The 22,690-nt window shown below is 66.7% G+C and carries 20 protein-coding genes and 1 tRNA gene; 8 read left to right on the top strand and 13 right to left on the bottom strand.

What is annotated here, in order from left to right; genetic code table 11:
- Window positions 1-14: 14 nt before the first annotated feature.
- A complete protein-coding gene (locus tag ACWDUN_RS27800) occupies window positions 15-329 on the bottom strand; it encodes a hypothetical protein (RefSeq protein WP_449933801.1) in 315 nt (104 codons plus the stop codon).
- Window positions 326-802 (bottom strand): Asp23/Gls24 family envelope stress response protein, encoded by a 477-nt coding sequence (locus ACWDUN_RS27795; protein WP_449933799.1) that lies wholly within the window; start codon window positions 800-802, stop codon window positions 326-328. Before ACWDUN_RS27795 ends, ACWDUN_RS27800 begins: the two co-directional genes overlap by 4 nt.
- Before the next feature lie 116 nt (window positions 803-918).
- Between ACWDUN_RS27795 and ACWDUN_RS27790 the strand changes: the two genes are divergently transcribed.
- Together ACWDUN_RS27790 and ACWDUN_RS27785 are read left to right on the top strand one after the other, a co-directional pair.
- On the top strand, window positions 919-1,491 hold the full coding sequence (locus ACWDUN_RS27790; protein ID WP_449933894.1) for an RNA polymerase sigma factor: 573 nt from the start codon (window positions 919-921) through the stop codon (window positions 1,489-1,491).
- A 53-nt stretch (window positions 1,492-1,544) separates the two neighbouring features.
- Window positions 1,545-2,057: a hypothetical protein gene (locus ACWDUN_RS27785; RefSeq protein ID WP_449933797.1), complete on the top strand. Its 513-nt coding sequence runs from the start codon at window positions 1,545-1,547 to the stop codon at window positions 2,055-2,057.
- 3 nt (window positions 2,058-2,060) lie between these two features.
- On the opposite strand, the gene ACWDUN_RS27780 is transcribed toward ACWDUN_RS27785, so the two are convergent.
- From ACWDUN_RS27780 to uvrB, 6 genes are all read right to left on the bottom strand, one after another.
- Entirely contained in the window at window positions 2,061-3,161 is a 1,101-nt protein-coding gene (locus tag ACWDUN_RS27780) for a ferritin-like domain-containing protein (protein ID WP_449933795.1), read from the bottom strand.
- 85 nt (window positions 3,162-3,246) lie between these two features.
- Window positions 3,247-3,320 (bottom strand) — tRNA-Cys (locus ACWDUN_RS27775).
- A gap of 74 nt (window positions 3,321-3,394) precedes the next feature.
- Window positions 3,395-5,260, bottom strand: a complete 1,866-nt coding sequence (locus ACWDUN_RS27770; protein WP_449933793.1) for a cellulase family glycosylhydrolase — start codon at window positions 5,258-5,260, stop codon at window positions 3,395-3,397.
- A 616-nt stretch (window positions 5,261-5,876) separates the two neighbouring features.
- Window positions 5,877-6,629 carry a DUF899 domain-containing protein gene (locus tag ACWDUN_RS27765; protein WP_449933791.1) on the bottom strand — a complete coding sequence of 251 codons (753 nt, stop codon included), beginning with the start codon at window positions 6,627-6,629 and terminating at the stop codon, window positions 5,877-5,879.
- A gap of 58 nt (window positions 6,630-6,687) precedes the next feature.
- Window positions 6,688-8,112, bottom strand: a complete 1,425-nt coding sequence (locus tag ACWDUN_RS27760; RefSeq protein ID WP_449933789.1) for an MFS transporter — start codon at window positions 8,110-8,112, stop codon at window positions 6,688-6,690.
- 59 nt (window positions 8,113-8,171) lie between these two features.
- On the bottom strand, window positions 8,172-10,343 hold the full coding sequence (gene uvrB / locus ACWDUN_RS27755; RefSeq protein WP_449933788.1) for an excinuclease ABC subunit UvrB: 2,172 nt from the start codon (window positions 10,341-10,343) through the stop codon (window positions 8,172-8,174).
- 72 nt (window positions 10,344-10,415) lie between these two features.
- Here uvrB and ACWDUN_RS27750 point away from each other — a divergent pair, with 72 nt between their 5' ends.
- From ACWDUN_RS27750 to ACWDUN_RS27740, 3 genes are read left to right on the top strand one after another with little or no spacing between them, the layout of a single operon-like run.
- Complete coding sequence (locus ACWDUN_RS27750) at window positions 10,416-10,709, top strand: hypothetical protein (protein WP_449933786.1); 294 nt, start codon at window positions 10,416-10,418, stop codon at window positions 10,707-10,709.
- Window positions 10,710-10,711: 2 nt separating this feature from the next.
- A complete protein-coding gene (locus ACWDUN_RS27745) occupies window positions 10,712-11,215 on the top strand; it encodes a DUF402 domain-containing protein (RefSeq protein ID WP_449933893.1) in 504 nt (167 codons plus the stop codon).
- Window positions 11,216-11,225: 10 nt separating this feature from the next.
- Entirely contained in the window at window positions 11,226-11,780 is a 555-nt protein-coding gene (locus ACWDUN_RS27740) for a hypothetical protein (RefSeq protein WP_449933785.1), read from the top strand.
- A 4-nt stretch (window positions 11,781-11,784) separates the two neighbouring features.
- Here ACWDUN_RS27740 and coaE read toward each other — a convergent pair whose 3' ends face one another.
- Both coaE and rpsA read right to left on the bottom strand, forming a co-directional pair.
- A complete protein-coding gene (coaE, locus tag ACWDUN_RS27735; RefSeq protein WP_449933783.1) occupies window positions 11,785-12,960 on the bottom strand; it encodes a dephospho-CoA kinase in 1,176 nt (391 codons plus the stop codon).
- Window positions 12,961-13,118: 158 nt separating this feature from the next.
- Window positions 13,119-14,561, bottom strand: a complete 1,443-nt coding sequence (gene rpsA / locus ACWDUN_RS27730) for a 30S ribosomal protein S1 (RefSeq protein WP_449933781.1) — start codon at window positions 14,559-14,561, stop codon at window positions 13,119-13,121.
- A gap of 210 nt (window positions 14,562-14,771) precedes the next feature.
- Between rpsA and ACWDUN_RS27725 the strand changes: the two genes are divergently transcribed.
- Window positions 14,772-15,941 carry a PrsW family intramembrane metalloprotease gene (locus ACWDUN_RS27725; protein WP_449933780.1) on the top strand — a complete coding sequence of 390 codons (1,170 nt, stop codon included), beginning with the start codon at window positions 14,772-14,774 and terminating at the stop codon, window positions 15,939-15,941.
- Here the strand turns inward: ACWDUN_RS27725 and ACWDUN_RS27720 are convergent.
- Both ACWDUN_RS27720 and polA read right to left on the bottom strand, forming a co-directional pair.
- Window positions 15,938-17,143 carry a threonine/serine ThrE exporter family protein gene (locus ACWDUN_RS27720; RefSeq protein ID WP_449933778.1) on the bottom strand — a complete coding sequence of 402 codons (1,206 nt, stop codon included), beginning with the start codon at window positions 17,141-17,143 and terminating at the stop codon, window positions 15,938-15,940. The genes ACWDUN_RS27725 and ACWDUN_RS27720 overlap by 4 nt on opposite strands.
- A gap of 4 nt (window positions 17,144-17,147) precedes the next feature.
- On the bottom strand, window positions 17,148-19,808 hold the full coding sequence (gene polA, locus ACWDUN_RS27715; protein WP_449933891.1) for a DNA polymerase I: 2,661 nt from the start codon (window positions 19,806-19,808) through the stop codon (window positions 17,148-17,150).
- Between the two features lie 212 nt (window positions 19,809-20,020).
- Between polA and ACWDUN_RS27710 the strand changes: the two genes are divergently transcribed.
- Complete coding sequence (locus ACWDUN_RS27710; RefSeq protein WP_449933776.1) at window positions 20,021-21,418, top strand: glycosyltransferase family 39 protein; 1,398 nt, start codon at window positions 20,021-20,023, stop codon at window positions 21,416-21,418.
- Window positions 21,419-21,485: 67 nt separating this feature from the next.
- On the opposite strand, the gene ACWDUN_RS27705 is transcribed toward ACWDUN_RS27710, so the two are convergent.
- Window positions 21,486-22,307: a VOC family protein gene (locus ACWDUN_RS27705; RefSeq protein WP_449933775.1), complete on the bottom strand. Its 822-nt coding sequence runs from the start codon at window positions 22,305-22,307 to the stop codon at window positions 21,486-21,488.
- Window positions 22,308-22,400: 93 nt separating this feature from the next.
- On the opposite strand from ACWDUN_RS27705, the gene ACWDUN_RS27700 reads away from it, so the two are divergent.
- The coding region (locus tag ACWDUN_RS27700; protein ID WP_449933773.1) for a Zn-ribbon domain-containing OB-fold protein at window positions 22,401-22,690 on the top strand (290 nt) is incomplete at its 3' end.

Here is a 22,690-nt window from a genome sequence, read left to right as displayed (position 1 = left end):
CGAGTACTTTCCGGTCATCGCACTCTCCTATGCGTCTTCCTCGACGGCGTCGACTCGGGCGCCGTCACGTCTCCCACCACCACGTCGACCGGCACGCCGGCGGCCGTACTGGCCGCGCGCTGCACCCGTTCGACGGTGCCCAACAACGCTCCTCGCAGTTCGAGGACCACATGCACCTTGCCTTCGGTCTCACCGAGCCGGATACCGCCGACGGTGCGGCCGGGTAGGTACGTGGCGGGCACACCGGGTCCGGAGTGCAGGCCGATCACGCCTTCGACGGCCGCCACCGCCGCCACGACGCGGTCGACCCGCTCACCCGACGCGCTCACTGGACCCGGGGCTGGGCTTCGGACGGGGTCTCGATACCGGCCTCGTCATCGGCGAAATGCACGTCGTGCACCGTGATGTTGACCTCGGTCACCTCGAGGCCGGTCATGTTCTCGACCGCGGAGATCACGTTGTGCCGGATGCCGTCGGCCAGATCGTGGATCGCCACGCCGTACTCGGCGACGATGCCGATATCGACGGCGGCCTGCCGCTCGCCGACCTCGACGTGCACGCCCTGGGTCAGGCTGGGCGCACCCGGCAAAGTTTCGCGGAGTTTCCCTACCACGCGGGCGGCCTGCCCGCCGAGGTCGTACACACCGTCCACCTCGCGGGTCGCGATACCGGCGATCTTGGACACGACGACATCGGCGATGGTGGTGACACCGTGGTCGGTGGCGAGCGTGTCCAGCTCCTTGCCCGCGTTTTCTGTCTGAGCGGCGGAGGTGACCTCGCGGGACTGGGTTGCAGCGGTCATGTGGCTCTCCTTCGAACTTCTTCCAGCTCGGACCGTTTCGCCCGGCTCACATGGTTCGTCGCGTCGAACCGGGCCAAGCGCACTTCCACGAGACATAGAACACACCTGGTTTAAGGATTGCGCCAAGTGGAGAAGTACACCGCGTGCTGGACGCGCTGCCCGATGAGACACTTGCCCGACGGGCGCAGCGGGGCGATCCGGCGACCTTCGACGCCTTGGTGGTGCGGCACGGCCCGGCGTTGCTGAAATTTGTCAGGCAAACCTATCCCGAAGCCGGCGACTGCGATGACATCGTCCAGGAGACGTTCATCGCGGCATGGAAGGCGCTGCCGACATTCGCCTTCCGCTCCAAGTTCCGCACCTGGCTGTACTCGCTGGCCTCCCGCAAGACCGTCGATGCGATGCGTCGCCGCCGGCCGCAGAACGACCTGGATTCTGCCCTCGAGACCGTCGACGTCCGGCCGGGACCCGGACAGCAGGCCGAGCAGAACGCATTCGTCGAGGCGCTGCATCGCGAGTTGGCGCTGCTCCCCTACCCGGCTCGGGCCGCGTGGTGGTTGCGCGAGGTTTATGACCTGCCGCTGGCCGAGATCGCCGTCGTCCTGCACACCACCGAAGGTTCGGTGCGCGGATTGCTGCAACGGACCCGGAAACGTCTGGCCACCACACTCGAGGAGTTCCGTCCATGAGGATGACCGGCCGGCTGTACACCGGCAGTCACGTGCGCAACACTGGAGAGCACATGAGCACGGCAGCACAGGACGATTACGAAGCAACCGCCGAGGCGGCGGCGTGGATAGCCGATGCGACCCGCCGATTCGCCGGCCTGTCCGACGCCGATACCGGCAGCGACAGTCGTTGGGCCGAAACAAATTCGGCGTTGTCCGAGCTGCGCAGCGATATCGCGCAACGCATTTCGAAACTGCCGCGCAAGGGCAAGCTGATCCGCACGACACATCCGGGAATCGGTATCAGCCACATCGCCCTCGCCAAACTGCTGACCTGGGCACTGGCCGAACCGGCGGCCGCCGTCGCGGCCGCGGTCGCCGATGTGCAACTCACGATCACCGAGGACACGTTGACCACCGTGCACATTCACCTCATCGGAATCGGCGCCGACGAGCGGTCGGGGACCTATCTCGCAGACGGTGACGCACTGCGGCGAGATGCGGCGCTCATGCTGCGCGAGACCATCGGCGACAACGCGGCCGAGATCACCGCCACCTGGGACGACGTGGTCGTGACGACCCCGTAGGACTCAGTTCGCGCCGGCCGCGATCGCCTGGTCCACCTCGTCCTTGCGGATCGCCATCTCGGCGTGCGCCTTGTCCAACGCCTCGGCCTGATCCTCGTCGGCGCGCATCAGCGCGTCGATGTCGAAGGCCGCCATGTCGAGAACCCCCATGTCCGCAAACGCCTTCTGCACTTTGTCGCCCCACAGCCCGATGTCCTTGACGATCGGCACGATGCGACTGAACAGATGGGACCGGAACTGGATCATCAGCGGTGACGTCTCGACCCATTCCGCGCATTCCCGGACATCGAGGCCCAATGTCTCGAACACCTCCTCGCCACGGAAGCGGTCCCGCATCAGATAGCAGGCCTCGACGACGAACTCCTCGCGCTCGGCCCGCTCCGCGGTCGTCAGCGCGGAGTAATAGTCCTTCAAGGAGATTCGGCCGAACGCGACGTGCCGCGCCTCATCCTGCATGACGTAGGCCAGGAGTTGTTTGGCCAGCGAGTTCGGCGGAGTCAGATCGCGCAGCACCCCGAAGGCCGCCAAGGCGAGCCCTTCGATGAGGACCTGCATGCCCAGATACGGCATATCCCAACGTGAGTCACGCAGGGTGTCCTCCAGCAGCGCGGTCAGATTGGTGTTGATCGGGTACACCATCCCGACCTTGTCCTGCAGGAAACGCGCAAAGGTCTCGACATGCCGGGCCTCGTCCATGGTCTGGGTGGCGGCATAGAACTTGGCGTCCATATCGGGGACGACCTCGACGATCTTGGCGGCGCACACCATCGCGCCCTGCTCGCCGTGCAGAAACTGCGAGAACTGCCAGGCCTGCGAATGCCTGCGCATCTCGGCGCGGCGGCCGTCGTCGGCGGATTCCCACATCGGGCTGCCGAACAGGGGATGGAACTCATCAGGCAGGCCGATCGGGTTCATCGGATCGACGTCCTGGGACCAGTCGATACGCGACTGTGCGTCCCACTGCTTGTCCTTGCCCTTCTGGTACAGCGACAGCAGTCGTGCGCGGCCATCGTCGTACTCCCAGGTGAAGCGGGCGTCACCGACGCTGGGCACGTCCCAGGAGAACGGTGTGGGAACCTCCGTGTACTTGTCCCTGGTCGACATCGTCCGCGCCCTCCCGGTGATCGCACTGTGGTGATGCATATCACAGTGCGCCTCACCGGAGACAGCGTCAAGCAAGCGCGCCCGCTGGAGCGAGTGACGGGATTCGAACCCGTGTAAACGGCTTTGCAGGCCGGTGCCTAGCCACTCAGCCACACCCGCAGCAGGTGTCAATCTGCCAGCGGGCCCGGCGTGTGGACAGGGTTGCGATCGCGGGGATTCTTATCCCGCGAGCCTCACCCCGCGGCGCCGACGCGCGCCCGTGTCACCGACGGCCGCTCGGCCGTCCTGGGACCGGTCTTAGCAGCCGCGGCCGCGCTACGTTCGCCGGCGAGAGAAGGAAGCTCGTCGGATGCCTCGGACACCGTGTCGGCCGCCGCATCCTCGGTCAACATGTCGGCGGGCTCCGAGGAGTCGACGACGGGCTCGGTCACCTCGGGTGACACCGCACCGGTGTCGGGCGCCGACGGCTCGGTGACCGGGTCGACGACCGGATCCACGATGGGCGCCTCCTCGGCGGGCACCTCGACGACCGGCACCTCCTCGGCAGGCACCTCCTCGACGGGGACCTCGGCCACCGGCACCTCCTCGACGGGGACCTCCGCCGTGGGCACTTCGACCACCGGCACCTCCTCGGCAGGCACCTCCTCGACGGGGACCTCCGCCGTGGGCACTTCGACCACCGGCACCTCCTCGGCAGGCACCTCCTCGACGGGGACCTCGGCCACCGGCACCTCCTCGGCAGGCACCTCGACCGCACCTTCGGCCGGAACCTCGACCGGGGCTTCGACCGGCACCTCGCCGGGAACCGCGGCATCCGCAGTCGAGCCGCCGATGCTGACATCGGTCGGACCTGTCACCTCGGCCACCTCCGCGGGGCCGGGATCGTCGGCCGCCATCAGCGAGGCCCCGGCGGCCTGCGCCGTCGACGCACCCGACAGACCACCGAGGATCGAACCGATCAGGTTGGCCACGGTGGAGACCACCGACGCGACCAGATTGGGCACGAAGGTGAGCACCTGCGTGACGAGTTGCCCGATGAATTGCACCAGTTGCGCCAACGGATTCTCCGGCGAACAACCATCCAGGCAATCGATCAATCGCTTGAAATCGCGGAATGCCTGAGCGCTGCCCTTGAAATTTCCGTGCTCATCGAAGAGGCCGAAGAATCGTTCGTCCCCGATCGCGCTCATATCGTCTTTGGTGGTGTACATGAAAATGGGCCCACCACCGGAGAACGATTGCCACGCCTTCAACAGATCGGCGATGAAGGCCTGCTGCTTTTCCGGCGACACCACGCTGGTCGGCAAACCATATTCACTGATCCAGATCTTTATCTGTTCCTCGCCGGGATCGAGATGTTGATCCAGCAGGTGGCGAAGTTTCTGCACCTGGAACAGTGGCATCAATTCACGCCAGTCGACCTCGTCCTGTTCAGAGAACTTCGTATCGAAGTTGTACGGATGGAACGACAGCGCGTCGAAGAATCCGTCGGCCCCCGCGGCGTACATCGCCTCGACGAAATCCACCGGGTTCATGGTGGTCTCGCCCCAGGTCAAGGTGGCGCTCACCACGGCGCCGACCACCGTGATTTCTGGGTTGACGGCCTTCAACGAGTTGTAGGTCGCCTTGAGCAACTTGGTGTACTCGACCGGATCGACGGGGTTCCAGAAGAAGGAGGCGTTGGGCTCGTTCCACACCTCGTAGGCGGTGATCTCGTCGCGATAGCGGTCGGCCACCGCGGCGGCGAAGTCCGCGAAGTCCTGCGGGTTCGCCGGGTGTCCGCTGCCGACCGGCCCCTCGGTGGCCCAATCCGGCGACCACTGCAACACACCGAGGATGCCCATCCCCCGGTTGTGCGCCTCCCGAACGATCTCGTCGAGTTTGGCCCAGTTCAGGTCCTGTTCCCAATCGACCGGACCGCCCATCGGATCCTGCGGCTGCATGAAAATCCACGGAACCAGCAGCCGGACATTCTTGACACCCAGCGATTCCATCAAATTGAGGTGTTCGCGCACCTCTTCGAGGCTGTCGGTGAAATAGATATTCGAATCGGCGATGCCGATCGTGCTTGGCGATTCGTCGATTGCAGCGACATTCATGACGTGATGGGCGACCACCGGCTTTATGTCCGGGATAGCGAATTGACTTCCGGTTGCCGCAACGAGTGCGGCAGTCGTGACGCCGACAGCGATCCGGTTGGCAATACCTCGCACCGACCGAGGAGCGTGACTCCACATATGACCACCAGTTCTCCAGTTATGGGCCAACCCTGCAGGGATCGACAATGCAAGGAAATTAGCCCACGTGACGGCGGTTTGCCCAACTTACCCAGAAGTAATATAAGTCCCGCTCAGCAAACCGTGACTGGCTGATTTATAGCAAATAATTTACATATACGCCATTTTGTAAAGCGCTCCGCGCGGTGCAAATCTGGCAAATCTGCCGACGAGCCCGCCGCCGAGTCGGATCTGAGATGTCAGCTGTCACTGTAGAAACAACTGTGCAGTTCTCGACCACGTTCCTCAGGCACATCAACGGTTTCCTTCAGCCCCAAAAGCTCACATCCGCCTCAATCTCGACGCGTCAGCAAATTTCAGGACCGGCGTGCGTGCGGTGGATGCGCGGTCCGTTTCGGTTTGTGGACAACCTGTGCCGAAATCCGACATTTCGGCGCGACTCGACACCTGTCTTGACATGTGGGACCGGCAGGCGCGCTTACTGATGCGGCATGCCCGCGGCCACGCCGCGCTGCGGCCAACCCGGCGGTGAGTCCTCCCACGGCTCCTGTCGGCCATAGGGAGTCAGATCCAGGAACGGATATCCCACCGCGGCGTGGTCGAGTCCGCGAGCGTAGGTGGAGTAGGTGTGAAACACCGTGTTGTCGCGCCGCAGGAAGACACTCGCGCCGGGCCAATCACCGCGCAGGTCTGCCTCGGTCCAACCGTCGCGGCGCAGTTCTTCGTGTGATTTGTAGTTGTACTGCACCGCAGCGCGACCCGGGTCGAGCGTGACGTGGAAGTCATAGGAAAAGTCACCATCGCGCGTCGAATACCAGGGAAAGGTCCATCCGTGCCGATCGCGGTAGCGCGCGATGCTGGCATATGGTGCGCGCGAAACACAGGCGAAGGTGACGTCCTTGGCGTTCAGCAGGATGCGATCGGACTCGGTGAAGGTCAGATCGGCCGCCGCGGTACAGCTGGGACACCCCTGATCGAGGTCATCCAGCCACATGAAATGGTGCACATAAAGTTGCCGGCGCCCCTCGAACAGGTCGAGCAACCCCACCTCACCGGACGGACCGTCGAACACGTAGTCCTTGTCCACCTCGACCATCGGTAACCGGCGCCGTTCGGCGTTCACCGCATCGCGCAGATGGGTGACGGCCCGCTCGGACTCCAACAGCCTCATTCGGGCGGCCAACCACAATTCGCGGGACACGACCTCGGGGTAACCGATGGGCTGGGGCACCGACATCTCCTCTCACGGCATGAGCGTCGTCAGTACCGACCCACCGGAGATCGAAGACTCATCGCGATGTTGCTTGCCGTTCGTGAACCGGACGACCCGCTCGCCACGCCGCGATGACCGCCACCGCGGCGAGCATGGCAAAGGCGAGAAACAGTGTCTGCGCGGCGGAACCGTCATCGGTCCCGGCACGGTTGACGACGACGGAGGCGACCCCGGCGCCGAAGGCTCCGCAGATCAGCTGGACGGTGTTGATCGCCGCGGCCGCCACCGGCCCCTCGGCGGGATCGTCGACGGTGCCCATCGCCCATGCCGACAGATGCGGCCAGGCCATGCCGATGCCGGTGCCGGTCACCCCGAGGGCCAGCACCCAGAGCCCGACCGACCAGCCGGCCATCCCGTCGCGCACCAGCAGCGCGGCACCGCCCAGTCCGACGGCCATGACCACCGGTGCCAACGCCACGATCCGGATGACCGCGGTCCGCCGGTCGACCGACGCGCTGAGCACCTCACTGACCGTCCAGCCCACGGCCAGCGCCACCCCGAGGAATCCCGCCGCCAGCGGTGCCAGGTGAGCAAGCCGCTGGCCGAACAGCGGCACGTACATGTCCACCATGGTGGATGCCATCAAGACACCCAGGGTCAGATAGATCCACTTCAGCGGCCCGCGACGAAACGCGGTGGGCGGCAACACCGATGGTCTTGCCACCCGCGCGGCGCGACCATCGGTGACCACGAACGCGGCCACCGCGACAGCACTGGCCCCTAGCGCCGCAGCCGTCCACGTCGAGCCGGTCGCCGAGCCGGCCACGCTCACCAGCAGCGCCGCGGCACCCAGCAGAACCAGCGACCACGTCGGAATCCGGATGGCGGCGGTCACAGCATCCGCCCGCCTCGGCAGCGCCATCGGTACCAGCACCGTGATCAGTACCGTCAGAACCACCAGTGCACCGAAAGCCCAACGCCACGAGGCATATTGCGCGAACAAGCCACCGGCCGCGGGACCCAGCAGGGTGCCGACTCCCCACATCGCCGACACCAGCGCCGACGCCCGCGTCCACAGCGATCGCGGCAACGCGGAGTTGATCACGGCATAACCAAGCCCGGCGAGCAGACCCCCGGCCGCTCCCTGCACGGTCCGGCCCGCCAGCAGCAGTTCCATCGTCGGCGCCAGCGCGCAGGCCACACTGCCGAGACCGAAAACCGTCAGTGCACCGAGGTACGCCGATCGGGGCCCCAGCCGGGCCAGTACCGCGCTCACCGTCGTCGCGGCCGCGACCGAGGCGACCAGGTACACCGTCATCACCCAGGCGTAGTAGCGATGGCCGCCGATCTCGGCGACCGCACTGGGCATCAGGCTGATGGTCAGGAACTCGTTGGTCGCATACAGCGCCACGCCGCCGGCGAGGACTGTCGAAGCGCCGAGGTGCTGTGGGCCCAGCAGATCACGCCAACGGCCGCCGGTCGGGGTTTGCGTGTGCGTCACCCCGACAACGCTAGAAGCTCAACCGTGGTTGAGCTCAAGACCCGATCGTGCCCGGATGGCTACTTGAGACCGGCGGCGTCCATGCCGCGCAGTTCCTTCTTCAGATCCTGGATCTCGTCGCGGATGCGCGCGGCCAACTCGAACTGCAGGTCCCGCGCCGCCGTCATCATCTGCTCGGTCAGATCCTTGATCAGATCCGCCAACTCGGCGCGGGGCATGTTCGCGGTGTCGCGTCCCTCGACGATGCCGGCGCTGACCGCCCGGCCCGGTTCGCCCTGCGCCCGGCGACCACGCGACGCATTCCGCCCGGATCCGCCGACCTCGACGTTCTCGGAGTCGTCGGCCTCGCGATACACCTGGTCGAGGATGTCGGCGATCTTCTTGCGCAGCGGCTGCGGATCGATGCCGTTGGCCTCGTTGTAGGCGATCTGCTTGGCACGACGACGCTCGGTCTCGTCGATCGCCTGCTTCATCGAGTCGGTCATCTTGTCGGCGTACATGTGCACCTCGCCGGAGACGTTGCGCGCGGCGCGGCCGATGGTCTGGATGAGGCTGCGCGGCGACCGCAGGAAGCCCTCCTTGTCGGCGTCCAGGATGGCGACCAGCGACACCTCGGGCAGGTCCAGCCCCTCGCGGAGCAGGTTGATGCCGACCAGCACGTCGTACTCGCCGAGGCGCAGCTGGCGCAGCAGCTCGACCCGGCGCAGGGTGTCGACCTCGGAGTGCAGGTAACGCACCCGGATGCCCATCTCCAACAGATAGTCGGTCAGGTCCTCGGCCATCTTCTTGGTCAGCGTGGTGACCAGCACGCGTTCATCGCGTTCGGTGCGCAGCCGGATCTCGCCGATCAGGTCGTCGATCTGGCCCTTGGTGGGTTTCACCTGCACCTGCGGGTCGACCAGTCCGGTCGGGCGGATGACCTGCTCGACGAACTCACCACCGGCTTGGGCCATCTCGTAGTCGCCCGGAGTCGCCGACAGGTACACCGTCTGACCGATGCGCTCGGCGAACTCCTCCCAGGTGAGCGGCCGGTTGTCGACCGCCGAGGGCAGCCGGAACCCGAAGTCGACCAGGTTGCGTTTGCGCGACATGTCGCCCTCGTACATGCCGCCGATCTGCGGCACGGTGACGTGCGATTCGTCGATGACGAGCAAGAAGTCCTCGGGGAAGTAGTCCAACAGGGTCGCCGGTGCCGAGCCGGCCGGGCGGCCGTCGATATGTCGCGAGTAGTTCTCGATGCCGGAACAGAACCCGACCTGCTTCATCATCTCGAGGTCGTAGTTGGTGCGCATCCGCAGCCGCTGGGCCTCCAGCAGCTTGCCCTGGCCCTCCAACTCGGCCAGCCGCTGCTCCAGTTCGGCCTCGATGGTGGAGATCGCCTGCGCCATCCGCTCCGGTCCCGCGACATAGTGGGTGGCCGGGAAGATGCGCACCGAATCGACCTTGCGCACCACGTCGCCGGTCAGCGGGTGCAGATAGTAGAGCGCCTCGACCTCGTCACCGAAGAACTCGATGCGCACCGCGAGTTCCTCATAGGACGGGATGATCTCCACGGTGTCACCGCGCACCCGGAAGGATCCGCGGGTGAAGGAGACATCGTTGCGGTCGTACTGCACGTCGACCAGCAGCCGAAGCAACCCGTCGCGGGGCACCTCGTCACCGACGTTGAGTTCCACCGAGCGATCCAGATACGACTGCGGCGTACCGAGGCCGTAGATGCAGGACACCGACGCGACCACCACGACATCGCGCCGCGACAACAGGCTCGACGTCGCCGAGTGCCGCAACCGCTCGACATCGTCGTTGATCGAGCTGTCCTTCTCGATGTAGGTATCGGTCTGCGCGATATACGCCTCGGGCTGGTAGTAGTCGTAATACGAGACGAAGTACTCGACCGCGTTGTGCGGCAACATCTCTCGCAGTTCGTTGGCCAACTGCGCGGCCAGTGTCTTGTTGGGCGCCATCACCAGGGTCGGCCGCTGCAGCCGTTCGATCAGCCACGCGGTGGTCGCCGACTTACCGGTGCCCGTCGCGCCCAGCAGGACGACATCGCGCTCCCCCGCCCTGATACGGCGCTCGAGGTCGGTGATGGCCGCCGGCTGGTCGCCGGCGGGCTCGTACTCGCTGACGACCCGGAAGTCGGCGCCGCTGCGCACCAGGCCGCTGACGGCGTCGCCTGCGGGTCGGTACTCCGAATGCGCGAGCACGGGATGTTCGGTCGCAAAAGCCATGATGTCCAGGTTAAGCGTGCCCACCGACATGTTCATTCCCCGCGAACGCCGCCGCCGCGCTACCGTGACGCCGTGCCCGAACCCGCCCGCATCGCGCTGCGTCAACTGGGTCTACTTCTGCTGGTCGCGGGGCTGGTGTGCGCGGTCCTGCTGATCTGGCCGGGCCCCGGAGAGATCGCCGAGCGCCTCGGCTCGACCTGCGGGGACGGCGGTCTGCGCCCCTCGCACCAGTGCAGCTGGCTGGAGGCCGCCGACCTGTTGTGGACCGGATGCTGGCTGGCCATCGTCCTGGGCGCGGTGCTGCGGATGGTGACCCGCCCGGCCGGTCAGGGGCCGCGGGTGCTCGATCTGCGCCGGTGGCGGTGAGCGTGCACCCGCCCAAGCGCGAGGTGTTCGACCTGCGCGAAGGTACCAACACCGATCCGAAGGGCATCGTGCGCGATGTCGAGACGTTCGTCGTGCAGCCGTGGGGTCTGTACATGGACCGGCCGGCGCCGGGCCGCGCGCAGTTCCACCGGCTGGAGTCCTGGTTGCTGCCGGCACTGTCGCTGCGGGTGACCATTTTCCACTTCAACCCGGGCCACGAACGCGACCAGGATTTCTACCTGGACGTCGGCCGGTTCACCGCGGGAGCCGAAAGCTGGCATGCCGAGGATCATTACCTGGATCTGGTGCTGCGCAGTGGCCGCGACGTCCTGCTGACCGACGCCGACGAACTGGTCGCCGCCGTGAGCGAGGGCTTGCTGGGAGCCGAAGACGCCGAACGAGCCATCGCGACGGCCGTGTCGACCGTCGATGGACTGGCCGGTCACGGCTATGACCTGGACCGCTGGCTGGCCGGGCATGGTGTGACGCTGACCTGGCGGGCGTAAAGTCAGCACCATGAGTGTTCGCAGGCACGCAGCGCTGACGGCTGCCGCGGTACTGCTGCTGGCCGGTCAACTGATGCCCGCCTCGGCCGTCGCCGAACCCGACGCCGAACAGCCACAGCCCGAAGCCACCGAGCCGATGCCACCACTGCTGCACAACGTCACCTACCGGGCGCGTGCCGACGGCACGTCCCGGGGCGCGGTCGTCGTCTACAAGGCCGACGACCACAACGTCAACAGTGAGCAACCGACGATGCTGCCCGGCCAGACGTTCGAGGTCAACACCGTGATGGCCGACCCGAATCTGGCCGGTATGGAGTTGTCCATCGAGTGGCCCTACGGCTCCAACCTGCATTGCGAGATCCTCGTCGACGACCAGATCGTCGCGCAGGCCGACCAGTTCATCGCGCCGCGGCTGTTCCGACCCAAGGACGACCCGCTCTACGGGGTGCTGCAGTGCGGGGCGCCGCTCAACGATCCGGCCTCACCGCTGACGGTGCCGGCGGGGGTTCCGGAGCTGCCCGGGTATCCGGGGCAGCCCGCGCCGGCGGCACCGCCGCAGCCATAGCGGCTCAGGCGCTCCAGCCCGTGGTGTTCGCCCACTCCCACGCACGGCGATACGCGTCCAGGAACCAGGGTTCCTTGGCCTCGGCGTAGTCCGGCGCCGACAGCGCGGCCTGCTTGGCAGCCAGATAGTCTTGGCGCACACCGGGATTGGCGCGCAGCCAGGCCACGAACAGTAGCGCGAACCGCTGATTGGGCCATCCGTCGACGCGCAGGTGCACATGGGTCGGACGCCCCGGGTCGGCCGAGGCGTGATAGCGCTTCTGCCACTGCGCAGCGTCCGCACCGTGCGCGGTGTCGGCGGTGACGCCGTCCACCTTCGGATACCCGGCGGCCAGTAGCGCCTCGGACAGTTCGTCGGCCACCTCCAGCGAGGCCACCGTCACCTGCACGTCGATGACGTCCTTGGCATCCATGCCGGGCACCGCGGTCGACCCGATGTGATCGATGCGCACGGCCCGGTGCCCGCATGCGGTGTTGAGCCGGGCCACGATGCGTCGGGCCTGGTCGGGCCAGGTCGGGTCGTACGGGACCACCGCGGCTGGGCGTCGCGCCGGCCGGCGGGCCTGCAGATTGTGCGCGAACGGCAGGATGCGCTCATGCCAGAGGGCGCGCGCCTGCTCCACCAGCGCCCCGGCCGTGCCCGAGTTGTCCAGCCACACATCGGCGACCGCGCGGCGCTGTTCCTCGGTGGCCTGGGCGGCGATCCGGGCCCGGGCGTCCGCCTCGGTGAACCCGCGGTATTCGATGAGCCGCTCGACCCGCAGTTCGGCATCGGCGTTGACGACGATGACGAGCGGGAACATCGGTGCCATCTGGGATTCCACCAGCAGGGGGATGTCCTCGATGATGACCGCGTCTTCCGATGCGGCTGCGATCAGCTCGGAGCGGCGGTGTGCCACCAGCGGGTGCACGATGCCGTTGAGGGTCTGGCGCTTCTCGTCATCGCTGAAGGCGACGGCCGCCAACGCCGGGCGGTTCAGCGCGCCGGCCATTTCACCGCTGTCGTGCAGGATGTCGCGGCCGAAGGCATCGACCAATTTGGCGAGCCCCTCGGTGCCCGGTTCGACCACCTCGCGGGCGATGACATCACCGTCGACGACGATGCCGCCGAGATCCGAGAACGTCGAGGACACCGTCGATTTGCCGGCGCCGATGCCGCCGGTCAGTCCGATACGAAGCACCGGCACAGTCTCTCCAATTGCGCGAGCAGACACAAAACTGCCCCAATTTCGCCGTTATAGCGCAGTTTTGCGACTGCTCGCGGGTAGGTCCCGCCCCGCTGGCCGCGAACGACGAACGCCCCGACCCTCATGGGTCGGGGCGTTCGATCGTGAACTACCTAGGCGTTGCCCGCGAGCTTCTCGCGCAGCGCCGCCAGCTGGGCGTCGCTGGCCAGCGAACCGCCGGCAGACTCCTCCGAGCGGCCGTTGGACGACGAGGAGGTCGGGCGTGCCGCCTCTTCGGCCTCGGCCGCGGCGAACTTCTCCATCTGCGCGGTGTGCATCTTGTGCCGACGCTCGGCCTCGGCGTACCGGGCCTCCCATTCGGTGCGCTGCTTGTCGAAGCCCTCGAGCCATTCGTTGGTATCGGCGTCGAAGCCCTCGGGGAAGATGTAGTTCCCCTGCTCGTCGTAGCTGTCGGCCATGCCGTACTTCGAGGGGTCGAACTCCTCGGTGTAGTCCTCGTTGGCCTGCTTGAGGCTCAGCGAGATGCGGCGGCGCTCCAGGTCGATGTCGATGACCTTGACCATCGCGTCGTCGCCGACCTGGACCACCTGGTCCGGGACCTCGACATGGCGCTCGGACAACTCCGAGATGTGCACCAGGCCCTCGATGCCCTCTTCGACGCGGACGAATGCACCGAACGGCACCAGCTTGGTGACCTTGCCCGGCACGATCTGACCGATCGCGTGGGTGCGGGCGAAGTGGCGCCACGGGTCTTCCTGGGTCGCCTTGAGCGACAGCGAAACCCGCTCGCGATCCATGTCGACATCCAGGACCTCGACGGTGACCTCGTCGCCCACGGTGACGACCTCGGACGGGTGGTCGATGTGCTTCCAGGACAGCTCGGAGACGTGCACCAGGCCGTCGACGCCGCCCAGATCGACGAAGGCGCCGAAGTTGACGATCGAGGACACGACACCCTTGCGGATGGCGCCCTTGGTGAGCTGGTTGAGGAACTCGCTGCGGACCTCGGACTGGGTCTGCTCCAGCCAGGCACGACGGCTCAGGACCACGTTGTTGCGGTTCTTGTCGAGCTCGATGATCTTGGCCTCGATCTCCTTGCCGATGTACGGCTGCAGATCGCGGACGCGACGCATCTCGACCAGCGATGCCGGCAGGAAGCCGCGCAGGCCGATGTCGAGGATGAGGCCACCCTTGACGACCTCGATGACGGTGCCCTTGACGGCCTCGTCCTTTTCCTTGAGCTCTTCGATGGTGCCCCAGGCACGCTCGTACTGAGCGCGCTTCTTGGACAGGATCAGACGGCCTTCCTTGTCCTCCTTGGTGAGAACGAGGGCCTCGACCTCATCGCCCACGGAAACGACCTCGTTGGGGTCGACATCGTGCTTGATGGAAAGTTCGCGGGAAGGAATGACACCTTCGGTCTTGTAGCCGATATCGAGAAGGACCTCGTCGCGGTCCACCTTGACGATGGTCCCTTCGACGATGTCGCCATCGTTGAAGTACTTGATGGTCTTGTCGATGGCGGCGAGGAAGTCCTCCGCAGAGCCGATGTCGTTGACGGCAACTTGCGGGGACGTGACGGAGGGACTTGGCATGTGGTGGGTTGCTCCGGACAGGTTTACTCGTAGGGACAGTTCTCTATTTGTGCCGCACAATGGGTGTTTCGACGCGGGCGCCAGAATTGTGCGATGTGCCCGCGGGGCCCAGGACACGACTGGACGCACAGGTACTTCTCAAGGGTACTAGAACCAGTCCACGCTGGACAAACCCGGTCCATCGAGCGCAGGTCTGGTTACAGTCCTGACGTGTCCGTGACGCCCCAGCCAACACAGCCGCCCCAGCCGCACCTGCCGACCTGGCCGCCGACCGTCCGCAAGGTCGGCGCGCCCCTGGCGGTGATCATCGGCCTCAGCGTGGTCGTCGGCCTGCTGATGATCCTGCTGACCGCGACGAACCCGGTCGGCACCGCGATCGGGTTCGTGTTGTCCAGCATCGCGATCGCCGTGGTGGTGCTGTGTTATCTGTGGCTGGACCGCTGGGAGCCGGAACCGCCGCGGCTGTTGATCGTGGCCTTCCTCTGGGGTGCGTCGGTGGCGATCATCCTGTCGCTGATCCTGGAACTGTGGGCGGACGCGGTGTTCCTGCCAACGCCCGGCTTACCGGAGGGATTCGAGTCGACGGCGCTGCGCGCACCGATCATCGAGGAGGCTGCCAAGGGGCTGTTCCTGTTGATCATGATGACCGGACGGCGCCGTCACGAGATGAACTCGCTGACCGACTGCCTGGTGTACGCCGGACTCGTCGGAGCGGGCTTCGCCTGGTTCGAGGACATCCTCTACATCGCCAACAGCGAATCGCTGGCCGGTTCGTTGATGACGGCGGCGTTGCGGTTGATCATGGCGCCGTTCGCGCATTCGCTGTTCCTGTCGGTGCTGGCGGTCGGCATCTACTTCGCACTGCACCGACGCAGCGTCCTGGCCAGGGCGGGCTGCATCATCGTCGGGTATCTCGGCGCGGTGATCCTGCACGCCATGTGGAATGGATCCTCGGTGATCGGCATCGAGGCGTATTTCGCGGTGTACGTGCTCTGGATGATGCCGGTCTTCGCATTGGCCATCTGGTTGGCGGTCCGCAGCCGGCGCCGCGAACAGCAGGTGGTCGCCGCGAAGCTGCCGAGCATGGTGTCCGCGGGCCTGATCAGCGCCAACGAGGCCAGTTGGCTCGGGTCGATCCGGACCCGGAAGCTGGCCGTCGCGGAGGTCACCCGGCACAACGGGAAGGCTGCGGGCAAGGCGGTGAAGGGTTTCGCCACCCAGGTCGTGGAACTGGCATTCGTACGCGACCGCATCGACCGCGGGTTCGGCGATGAGCGGGTGCACGCGATGCTCACCGAGGAGGCCTACGCGGTGCACGCCGCGCGGGCGGCCACCCCGGCGCTGCAGCATCTGGCGCATTACCGGGCGCCGGGCGTCTAGCGGCGGGCCAGCTGCCAGATCACCAGGCCGGCCTGCAGCCCGAAGGCCACCGAGATCATCGAGATGAGGGTGGCGGGCAGCGCCGAGTCCCCGTCGGCGCCGAACAATTCGGTGACGCCGATCAGCCCCATCGAGCCGGGGACCAGCAGCCAGAACCCGGGCAGGATCATGGTGATCGCGGGTGGCGCACTGCGCCGCCGTGACACCGCCAGCGCCACCACGGTCAACGCCAGTCCCCCACAGAAACCGCTGGCGTAGCTGCCCAGCACCAGATCGCCCAGATACTGGGCCGCGAACGCGGTGTAGGTGATGAGCACCAGCCACGGCAGGAAGGACGCCGGCGGAGCCAGGAACAGCATGACGCCCAGACCGTAGACGGCGACCCCGAGCCACGGCGCCCACGGCCCGATGTGGTTGACCGCCTCGGAACTGAGCTGGTCCTCACTCATGCCGAGAATTTGCGTGGCGATCAGGATGCCGAAGGCGAGTTGGACGATCTGCACGAACCCGGCGATCAGTCGACTGGTCCCGGCGATGACGTCGCGCGAAATCAGTTCGATGACGGCCAGCGTGATCGCCGCCCCGGGCAGGAACACCGCCAGCGGTGGGATCAATGCGCGCAAGCCGACGTGGTCGAGGTTGAGTTCCAGTGCCGACACGATGCAGATCGAGGCGACCGCGAACGCGCTGATCGCCGGCACCAGCTGGGCCAGCACCCCGAACCGTTGGCTCACCACCAGGAAGCTGCCGACCATCACACCCAGCAGCAGCGCCGCCAGCACGTTCAGCGCCGTCGGCTCCAGTACGAGCGCCAGGCCCGCGCTCTGGATGCCGTAACCGATGACGCTCACCCAGGCCGGGTATCGACGGGCGGCGTCTTCGATCTGGTCCAGACGGCGTTCGCCGTCCGGCGCGCTGACCCGCCCCGACATGGCATCGGACACCAGCCGTGCCAGCGGGAAGATCTGGTCGAACCGCAGATCGGCGTCGACCCGCATGCCGCGGACCACCGTGCCCTCGGCCGTCACGGGGCCGACCACCTGCACATGATTGGGCAGCGCGATGCCGTCGTTGCGTACCCCGTAGTGGGCCGCGGTCCGATCCAGCATCTGCCGCACCAGGGTCACCGGATAGTTGGCGGCACACATGGCCGCCCCCAGCCGAGCCAGAAAGCGGATCTGCTGTTCGCCGGTCGACGTCATGGGGTCAGTGCGCCGCCGCGTCCCAACTGCGTCCGTAACCGACCGAGACCTCCAGCGGCACATCCAGCGGGTAGGCGTTGCCCATGTGTTCGCGGACAAGCGCCTCGAGGGTCTCGCGCTCACCCTCGGCCACCTCGAAGAGCAGTTCGTCGTGCACCTGCAGCAGCATCCGCGATTGCAGGCCCGCCGCCTTGATCGCCTCGTCGACGTTGATCATGGCGACCTTGATGATGTCGGCCGCGCTGCCCTGGATGGGCGCGTTGAGCGCGGCGCGCTCGGCGGCCTCGCGCACATTGCGGTTGCTGCTGTCGAGTTCGGGCAGATACCGGCGACGGCCCAGGACGGTCGAGGTGTAGCCGTCTTTGCGGGCCTGATCGACGACATCGCGCAGGTAGTCGCGGATGCCGCCGAACCGGTCGAAGTACTGCTCCATCTGTTGTTTGGCCTCTTCGGTGCTGATCTTGAGCTGGGCCGACAGGCCGTAGGCGCTCAATCCGTATGCCAAGCCGTAGGACATGGCCTTGACCCGGCGGCGCAGCTCGGGGGTGACCTCGTCGATCGGTACGTCGAACGCGCGCGATGCCACGAACGAGTGCAGATCCTCTCCGGTGTTGAAGGCCTCGATCAGGCCTTCGTCGCGGGACAGGTGCGCCATGATGCGCATCTCGATCTGGCTGTAGTCGGCCGTCATGAGCTCGGCGTAGCCCGCGCCGACGACGAAACCGTCGCGGATCCGGCGGCCGGCCTCGGTGCGGATCGGGATGTTCTGCAGGTTGGGCTCGGTCGACGAGAGCCGACCGGTGGCCGCGATCGTCTGATTGAAGGTGGTGTGGATCCGCCCGTCGGAGGCCACCGAGTTCAGCAGCCCGTCGACGGTCACCTTCAGCCGGGTGGCATCACGATGAGCGAGCAGGTGCTGCAGGAACGGGTGTCCGGTCTTGTCGAAAAGCCCCTGTAGCGCATCGGCATCGGTGGTGTAGCCGGTCTTGGTCTTCTTGGTCTTGGGCATCTCGAGTTCGTCGAAGAGCACGACCTGCAACTGCTTGGGCGACCCGAGGTTGATCTGCTTGCCGATCACCGCGTAGGCGGCTTCGGCGGCGTCGCGGATCATGTCACCGAACTCGCTCTGCAGTTGCTGCAGGAAGGCGATGTCGACCGCGATGCCGGTGGTCTCCATCTCGGCCAGCGCGCGCTGCACCGGCAGCTCCATCCGGCCCAGCAGCGACGACGAGTCGATGCGGGCCAGCTCTTCGTCGAGCGCATCGGCGAGGTCGAGCACGGCGGCGGCCCGCAGCAGCAGCGCCTGCACGGCTTGTTCGTCGACGCCCTCATTGTCATCGAGCAGCGAAAGCTGTTGCTGCTCTGGGCTTTCCGCGCGCAACTCGCGTTTGAGGTAACGCAGCGACAGGTCGTCGAGGGCGAAGCTGCGCTGCCCGGGCCGCACCAGGTAGGCCGCCAGGGCGGTATCTGAGGTGACGCCGGCCAGCTTCCAGCCGCGGCCCTCCAGGTCGTGCATGGCGAGCTTGGCCTCGTGCAGCGCCTTGGGCGGGCCCGGGTCGGCCAGCCAGGACGCCAGCGCGGCCTCGTCATCGGGGTGGATGGTCGTGGTGTCGATGTAGCGGCCGTCACCGTCGTTGGCGACGATGGCCACGGCGGTGGCGTCACCGTCGAAGGCCAGGTGGGTGCCGACCACCGCCACGCCGAAGCGGTTGCCCAGGCTGTGTTCGGACAGCCAGGCCGCCAGCTCACCGTCGGCCAGGGCACCGCCGCGCACGTCGAATCCCTGGTCGACCTCGGGGTCGGCCGAGGCCAGCGTGTCGAACAGTCGGTCGCGCAGTACCCGGAACTCCAGGTCGTCGAACAACCGGTGGATGTGGTCGCGGTCCCACGGCATCATCCGCAGCGTGTCCGGCGTCTGGGGCAGCGGAACCGTCTTGACCAGTTCGGTGAGCTCGCGGTTGAGCACCACCGAGGACAGGTTGGCGCGCAGCGCATCTCCGACCTTGCCCTTGACCTTGTCGACGTTGTCGACCAGCCCCTGCAGCGAGCCGTGTTCGACGATCCACTTGGTCGCGGTCTTCTCGCCGACCCCCGGGATGCCCGGCAGGTTGTCACTGGGATCGCCACGCAGCGCCGCGAAGTCGGGATACTGCGCGGGCGTGAGCCCGTACTTGGCCTGCACGGCGTCGGGGGTGAAGCGGGTCAGCTCGCTGACGCCCTTGACTGGATACAACACCGTGACGTCGTCGCTGACCAGCTGCAGCGAATCGCGGTCACCGGTCACCACCAGCACCCGATAGCCGGTGTCCTGCGCCTGGGTGGCCAGCGTGGCGATGATGTCATCGGCCTCGAAACCCGGTTCGGCCAGCACCGTGATGCCGAGCGCGTTCAGCACCTCCTTGGTGATGTCGATCTGGCCGCGGAACTCATCGGGGGTCGCCGAGCGGCCCTCCTTGTATTCGGGGTACTTGTCCTTGCGGAACGTCTGCCGCGACACATCGAAGGCCGCCGCGACGTGGCTGGGCTCCTCATCGCGCAGCAGGTTGATCAGCATGGCGGTGAAGCCGTAGACCGCGTTGGTGGTCAGCCCGCCCTGGGTCTTGAAGTTTTCCGCGGGCAACGCATAGAACGCCCGGAAGGCCAGTGAGTTGCCGTCAAGCAGCATCAGGGTGGGCTTGTCGGTGCTCGTCTTCTTTGCGGCGGTCTCGGTCTTCGCGGGGCTCACGCCCCCAACTCTAGGCACCCACTCCGACAGCCGGTCACCGCCGTTCACCTTGCTCGGATCTCGCGCCGACGATCCCACCGGCGCCCGACCGACCGCTACCCTGGGGGGGGGCGGTGACTCGATACCCAGCACACCCGTTTGCCCTCCGCGCAGTGGCGGTTATCGCCGGACTCGTCGGCATCACGCAGGTGGCCGCGGCAATCGCCGGCAGGGACTACTGGTTCGACGAGGTCTACATGCTGGCCATCGGTCGCAGCCACCTGGACTGGGGCTCGGCCGACCAACCTCCGCTCACTCCGGCGCTGGCGGCATTGAGCGACGTCGTGTTTCCCGGCTCCATTCTTGCTCTTCGCATTCCGGCCATCCTGGCGACGGTGGCGGCCGTCGCGGTGGCCGCACTCATTGCACGGGAGATGGGCTGCGACCGGCGGGCACAAACGTTGGTCGCCGCCGCCCAGGCCACCGCCTTCTGGGCCGCGATGGGCGGACATTGGCTGACCCCGTACACGTTGGAGCCCGTGACCTGGCTGTTGATCCTGTGGCCGCTGATGCGCTGGATCCGGGTGCGCGACGATCGGCTGTTGCTCGCCGTGGGGGTGGCAGCGGGCATCGCGGCGATGACGAAGTTCCAGGTATTCGCGCTGGGCGCGGTGCTGCTGCTCGCCGTGCTCGCCGTCGGCCCTCGCACACTGGCGCGCCGACCCATGCTGTGGGCAGGACTCGGCATCGCCACGGTGATCAGTGCTCCGACGCTGTGGTGGCAGGCCCGGCACGACTGGCCTCAGCTGCGGATGGCCGAGGTGGTCGCCGCCGAGGCCGGTCCGTTGTACGGCGGACGCAGCGGGATCGCAGTCCAGCTGCTGATGGCCGGCGGGATCGCCGCCGTGGCACTGGCGGTGTATGGCCTGACCCGATTGCTACTCGACAAAACGTTGCTCGACTTCCGCTTTCTCGGCCTGACGTTCGCGGTGCTCTACATCGTGTTCGTGGTGACGGCGGGCCGGCCGTACTACCTGTGTGGATTGTTCGCTCCGGTGGCCGCAATCGGCGCGCTGAGCTTGCAGCGCCGTCGCGAACGCGGCCGGCAACGGTGGGGGTGGATGGTGTGGCCCGCGTATGCGCTCAGCACGGCCGCGGCGATCGGCGGTGTGGTCCTGGGGGTTGTGATGACTCGCTCGGATGTGGGCGAGCAGATCGCGCAGCGCGCGGCCGCGGATTTCCACGGGCTGTCCCCGCAGCAGCGAGAGCGGACCGCCATCATCGGTGAGTCCTACATCGTGGCCGCCTATCTCGACGGGTACGCCGATCGATACGACCTGCCGGCGGCGTTCAGCCCGACACGCAGCTACGGCTATTTCCCCGCACCGGCCGCCGGGTTGGACACCGTGTTGCTGGTGGGTGACCACGGCCCGGAGCGGTTGGCACCGTATTTCACCGGGATCCGCGAACTCGAACGCGGCGATGGCGATATCGGCCGATGGTTGCTGACGGGTCCGAAGGAGGACTGGGACACGCTGTGGCCCAAGGTCAGGACGCTGAGCGTGATGTGACCCGGCCGTGCGGTGGACCGACCGTCCCACGCCTCGATCTGGTGAGCACCATGATGTCCTGCCGCGCTCAGCCGAGGAACTGACTCAGCGTCAGCTCCGCACCCTGCGGGTCCCGGATCGTGACGGCCCGCGTCCAGTCGGTGTCCTCGCTGGAAAGGACGGTGGCTCCCGCCTTCTCGGCGTCGGCTGCCGATGCATCGCGGTCGGCGACCGTGAAAGTGACGTGCCAATGGTCCGTTTCGCCGGGCTGCCCGATCATCCAGGCGACCGCGTCGGCGAATCCCGGCGGTGCCTGCGTGGCGGACTGACGCTCGTGGATCGAGGGATCGACGGTCGCGGCCAGATGTTCGCCGTAGCCGGGTTTGCGGACCAACGTCGCGAATTCGGTGTCGTCGAACTGCCAACCGAACAGCGGCCCGTAGAACCGCTGTGCGGCGTCGATATCGCCGCTGTGCAGATCGGTGAAGTTCCACGCATTCGGCACATTGGAGGCCTGTACACCGGGGCGGCGGTAGGGCTGCCACAGCCGGAAGTGCGCGCCTCGCGGATCCATACAGTCGGCACGCCGCCCGCCCGGGCCGGCATCCTGCGGTTCCATGGTGACCGCTCCGCCTGCTGTACGCACCGCGGCGGCGGCGACGTCGGCGTCGTCCACGGCCACGTAGGTGTTCCATCGCGCCGAATCAGCACCGCCGTCGGGCCCGATGGCCGCGACATCGCGGCCGTCGAGTTCGGCGATCAGATAGGTTCCGGGCGCGTGGGCCGGTATCGCGTCGGTGAAGGTCCAGCCGAACAGCGCACCGTAGAACTGGGCGGCCGCCTGCACGTCGGGCGATTCGAGGTCGATCCAGCACGGCACACCGGGCGGGTAAGCGCGATGAACGGTCATGAGGCAGTTGTAGACGACGGGTACGACAACAGATCCGCCAACAGAACTGCAACACGTTTCAGTTTCGCGGTCGGACCGGATAGTGTGACCGTCGTGCCAGCAGCATCCACGCAACCCGCGATCGAAGGGTGGTTCACCACCGACGAGTCGGGCGCGACGCGCCTCATCGGTGGCAAGTGCCCCACCTGCGCCACCTACGTGTTCCCGCCGCGGGAGAACAACTGCCCCAACCCGGCCTGCGACAGCGACGTGCTCACACTGGTCCCGCTGAGCCGGCGCGGCACGGTCTGGAGCTACACCGAGAACCGCTACGCACCCCCACCGCCGTATCCGTCCCCGGACCCGTTCGAACCGTTCGCCGTGGCCGCCGTCGAACTGGCCGC

This window comes from Mycobacterium sp. NPDC003323 (assembly GCF_053589535.1).
Note: the sequence above shows the minus strand (reverse complement) of the source record. Positions and strands in the feature narration are given on the sequence as shown.

Bases quoted from the DNA above. Each gene is read 5' to 3' on its own strand.
- ACWDUN_RS27720 (WP_449933778.1), bottom strand. From the start codon at position 17,143: ATGACGTCGACCGGCGAACAGCAGATCCGCTTTCTGGCTCGGCTGGGG.
- ACWDUN_RS27795 (WP_449933799.1), bottom strand. From the start codon at position 802: ATGACCGCTGCAACCCAGTCCCGCGAGGTCACCTCCGCCGCTCAGACA.
- ACWDUN_RS27780 (WP_449933795.1), bottom strand. From the start codon at position 3,161: ATGTCGACCAGGGACAAGTACACGGAGGTTCCCACACCGTTCTCCTGG.
- ACWDUN_RS27785 (WP_449933797.1), top strand. From the start codon at position 1,545: ATGAGCACGGCAGCACAGGACGATTACGAAGCAACCGCCGAGGCGGCG.
- ACWDUN_RS27770 (WP_449933793.1), bottom strand. From the start codon at position 5,260: ATGAATGTCGCTGCAATCGACGAATCGCCAAGCACGATCGGCATCGCC.
- ACWDUN_RS27705 (WP_449933775.1), bottom strand. From the start codon at position 22,307: ATGACCGTTCATCGCGCTTACCCGCCCGGTGTGCCGTGCTGGATCGAC.
- ACWDUN_RS27740 (WP_449933785.1), top strand. From the start codon at position 11,226: ATGAGTGTTCGCAGGCACGCAGCGCTGACGGCTGCCGCGGTACTGCTG.
- polA (WP_449933891.1), bottom strand. From the start codon at position 19,808: ATGCTGCTTGACGGCAACTCACTGGCCTTCCGGGCGTTCTATGCGTTG.
- rpsA (WP_449933781.1), bottom strand. From the start codon at position 14,561: ATGCCAAGTCCCTCCGTCACGTCCCCGCAAGTTGCCGTCAACGACATC.
- uvrB (WP_449933788.1), bottom strand. From the start codon at position 10,343: ATGGCTTTTGCGACCGAACATCCCGTGCTCGCGCATTCGGAGTACCGA.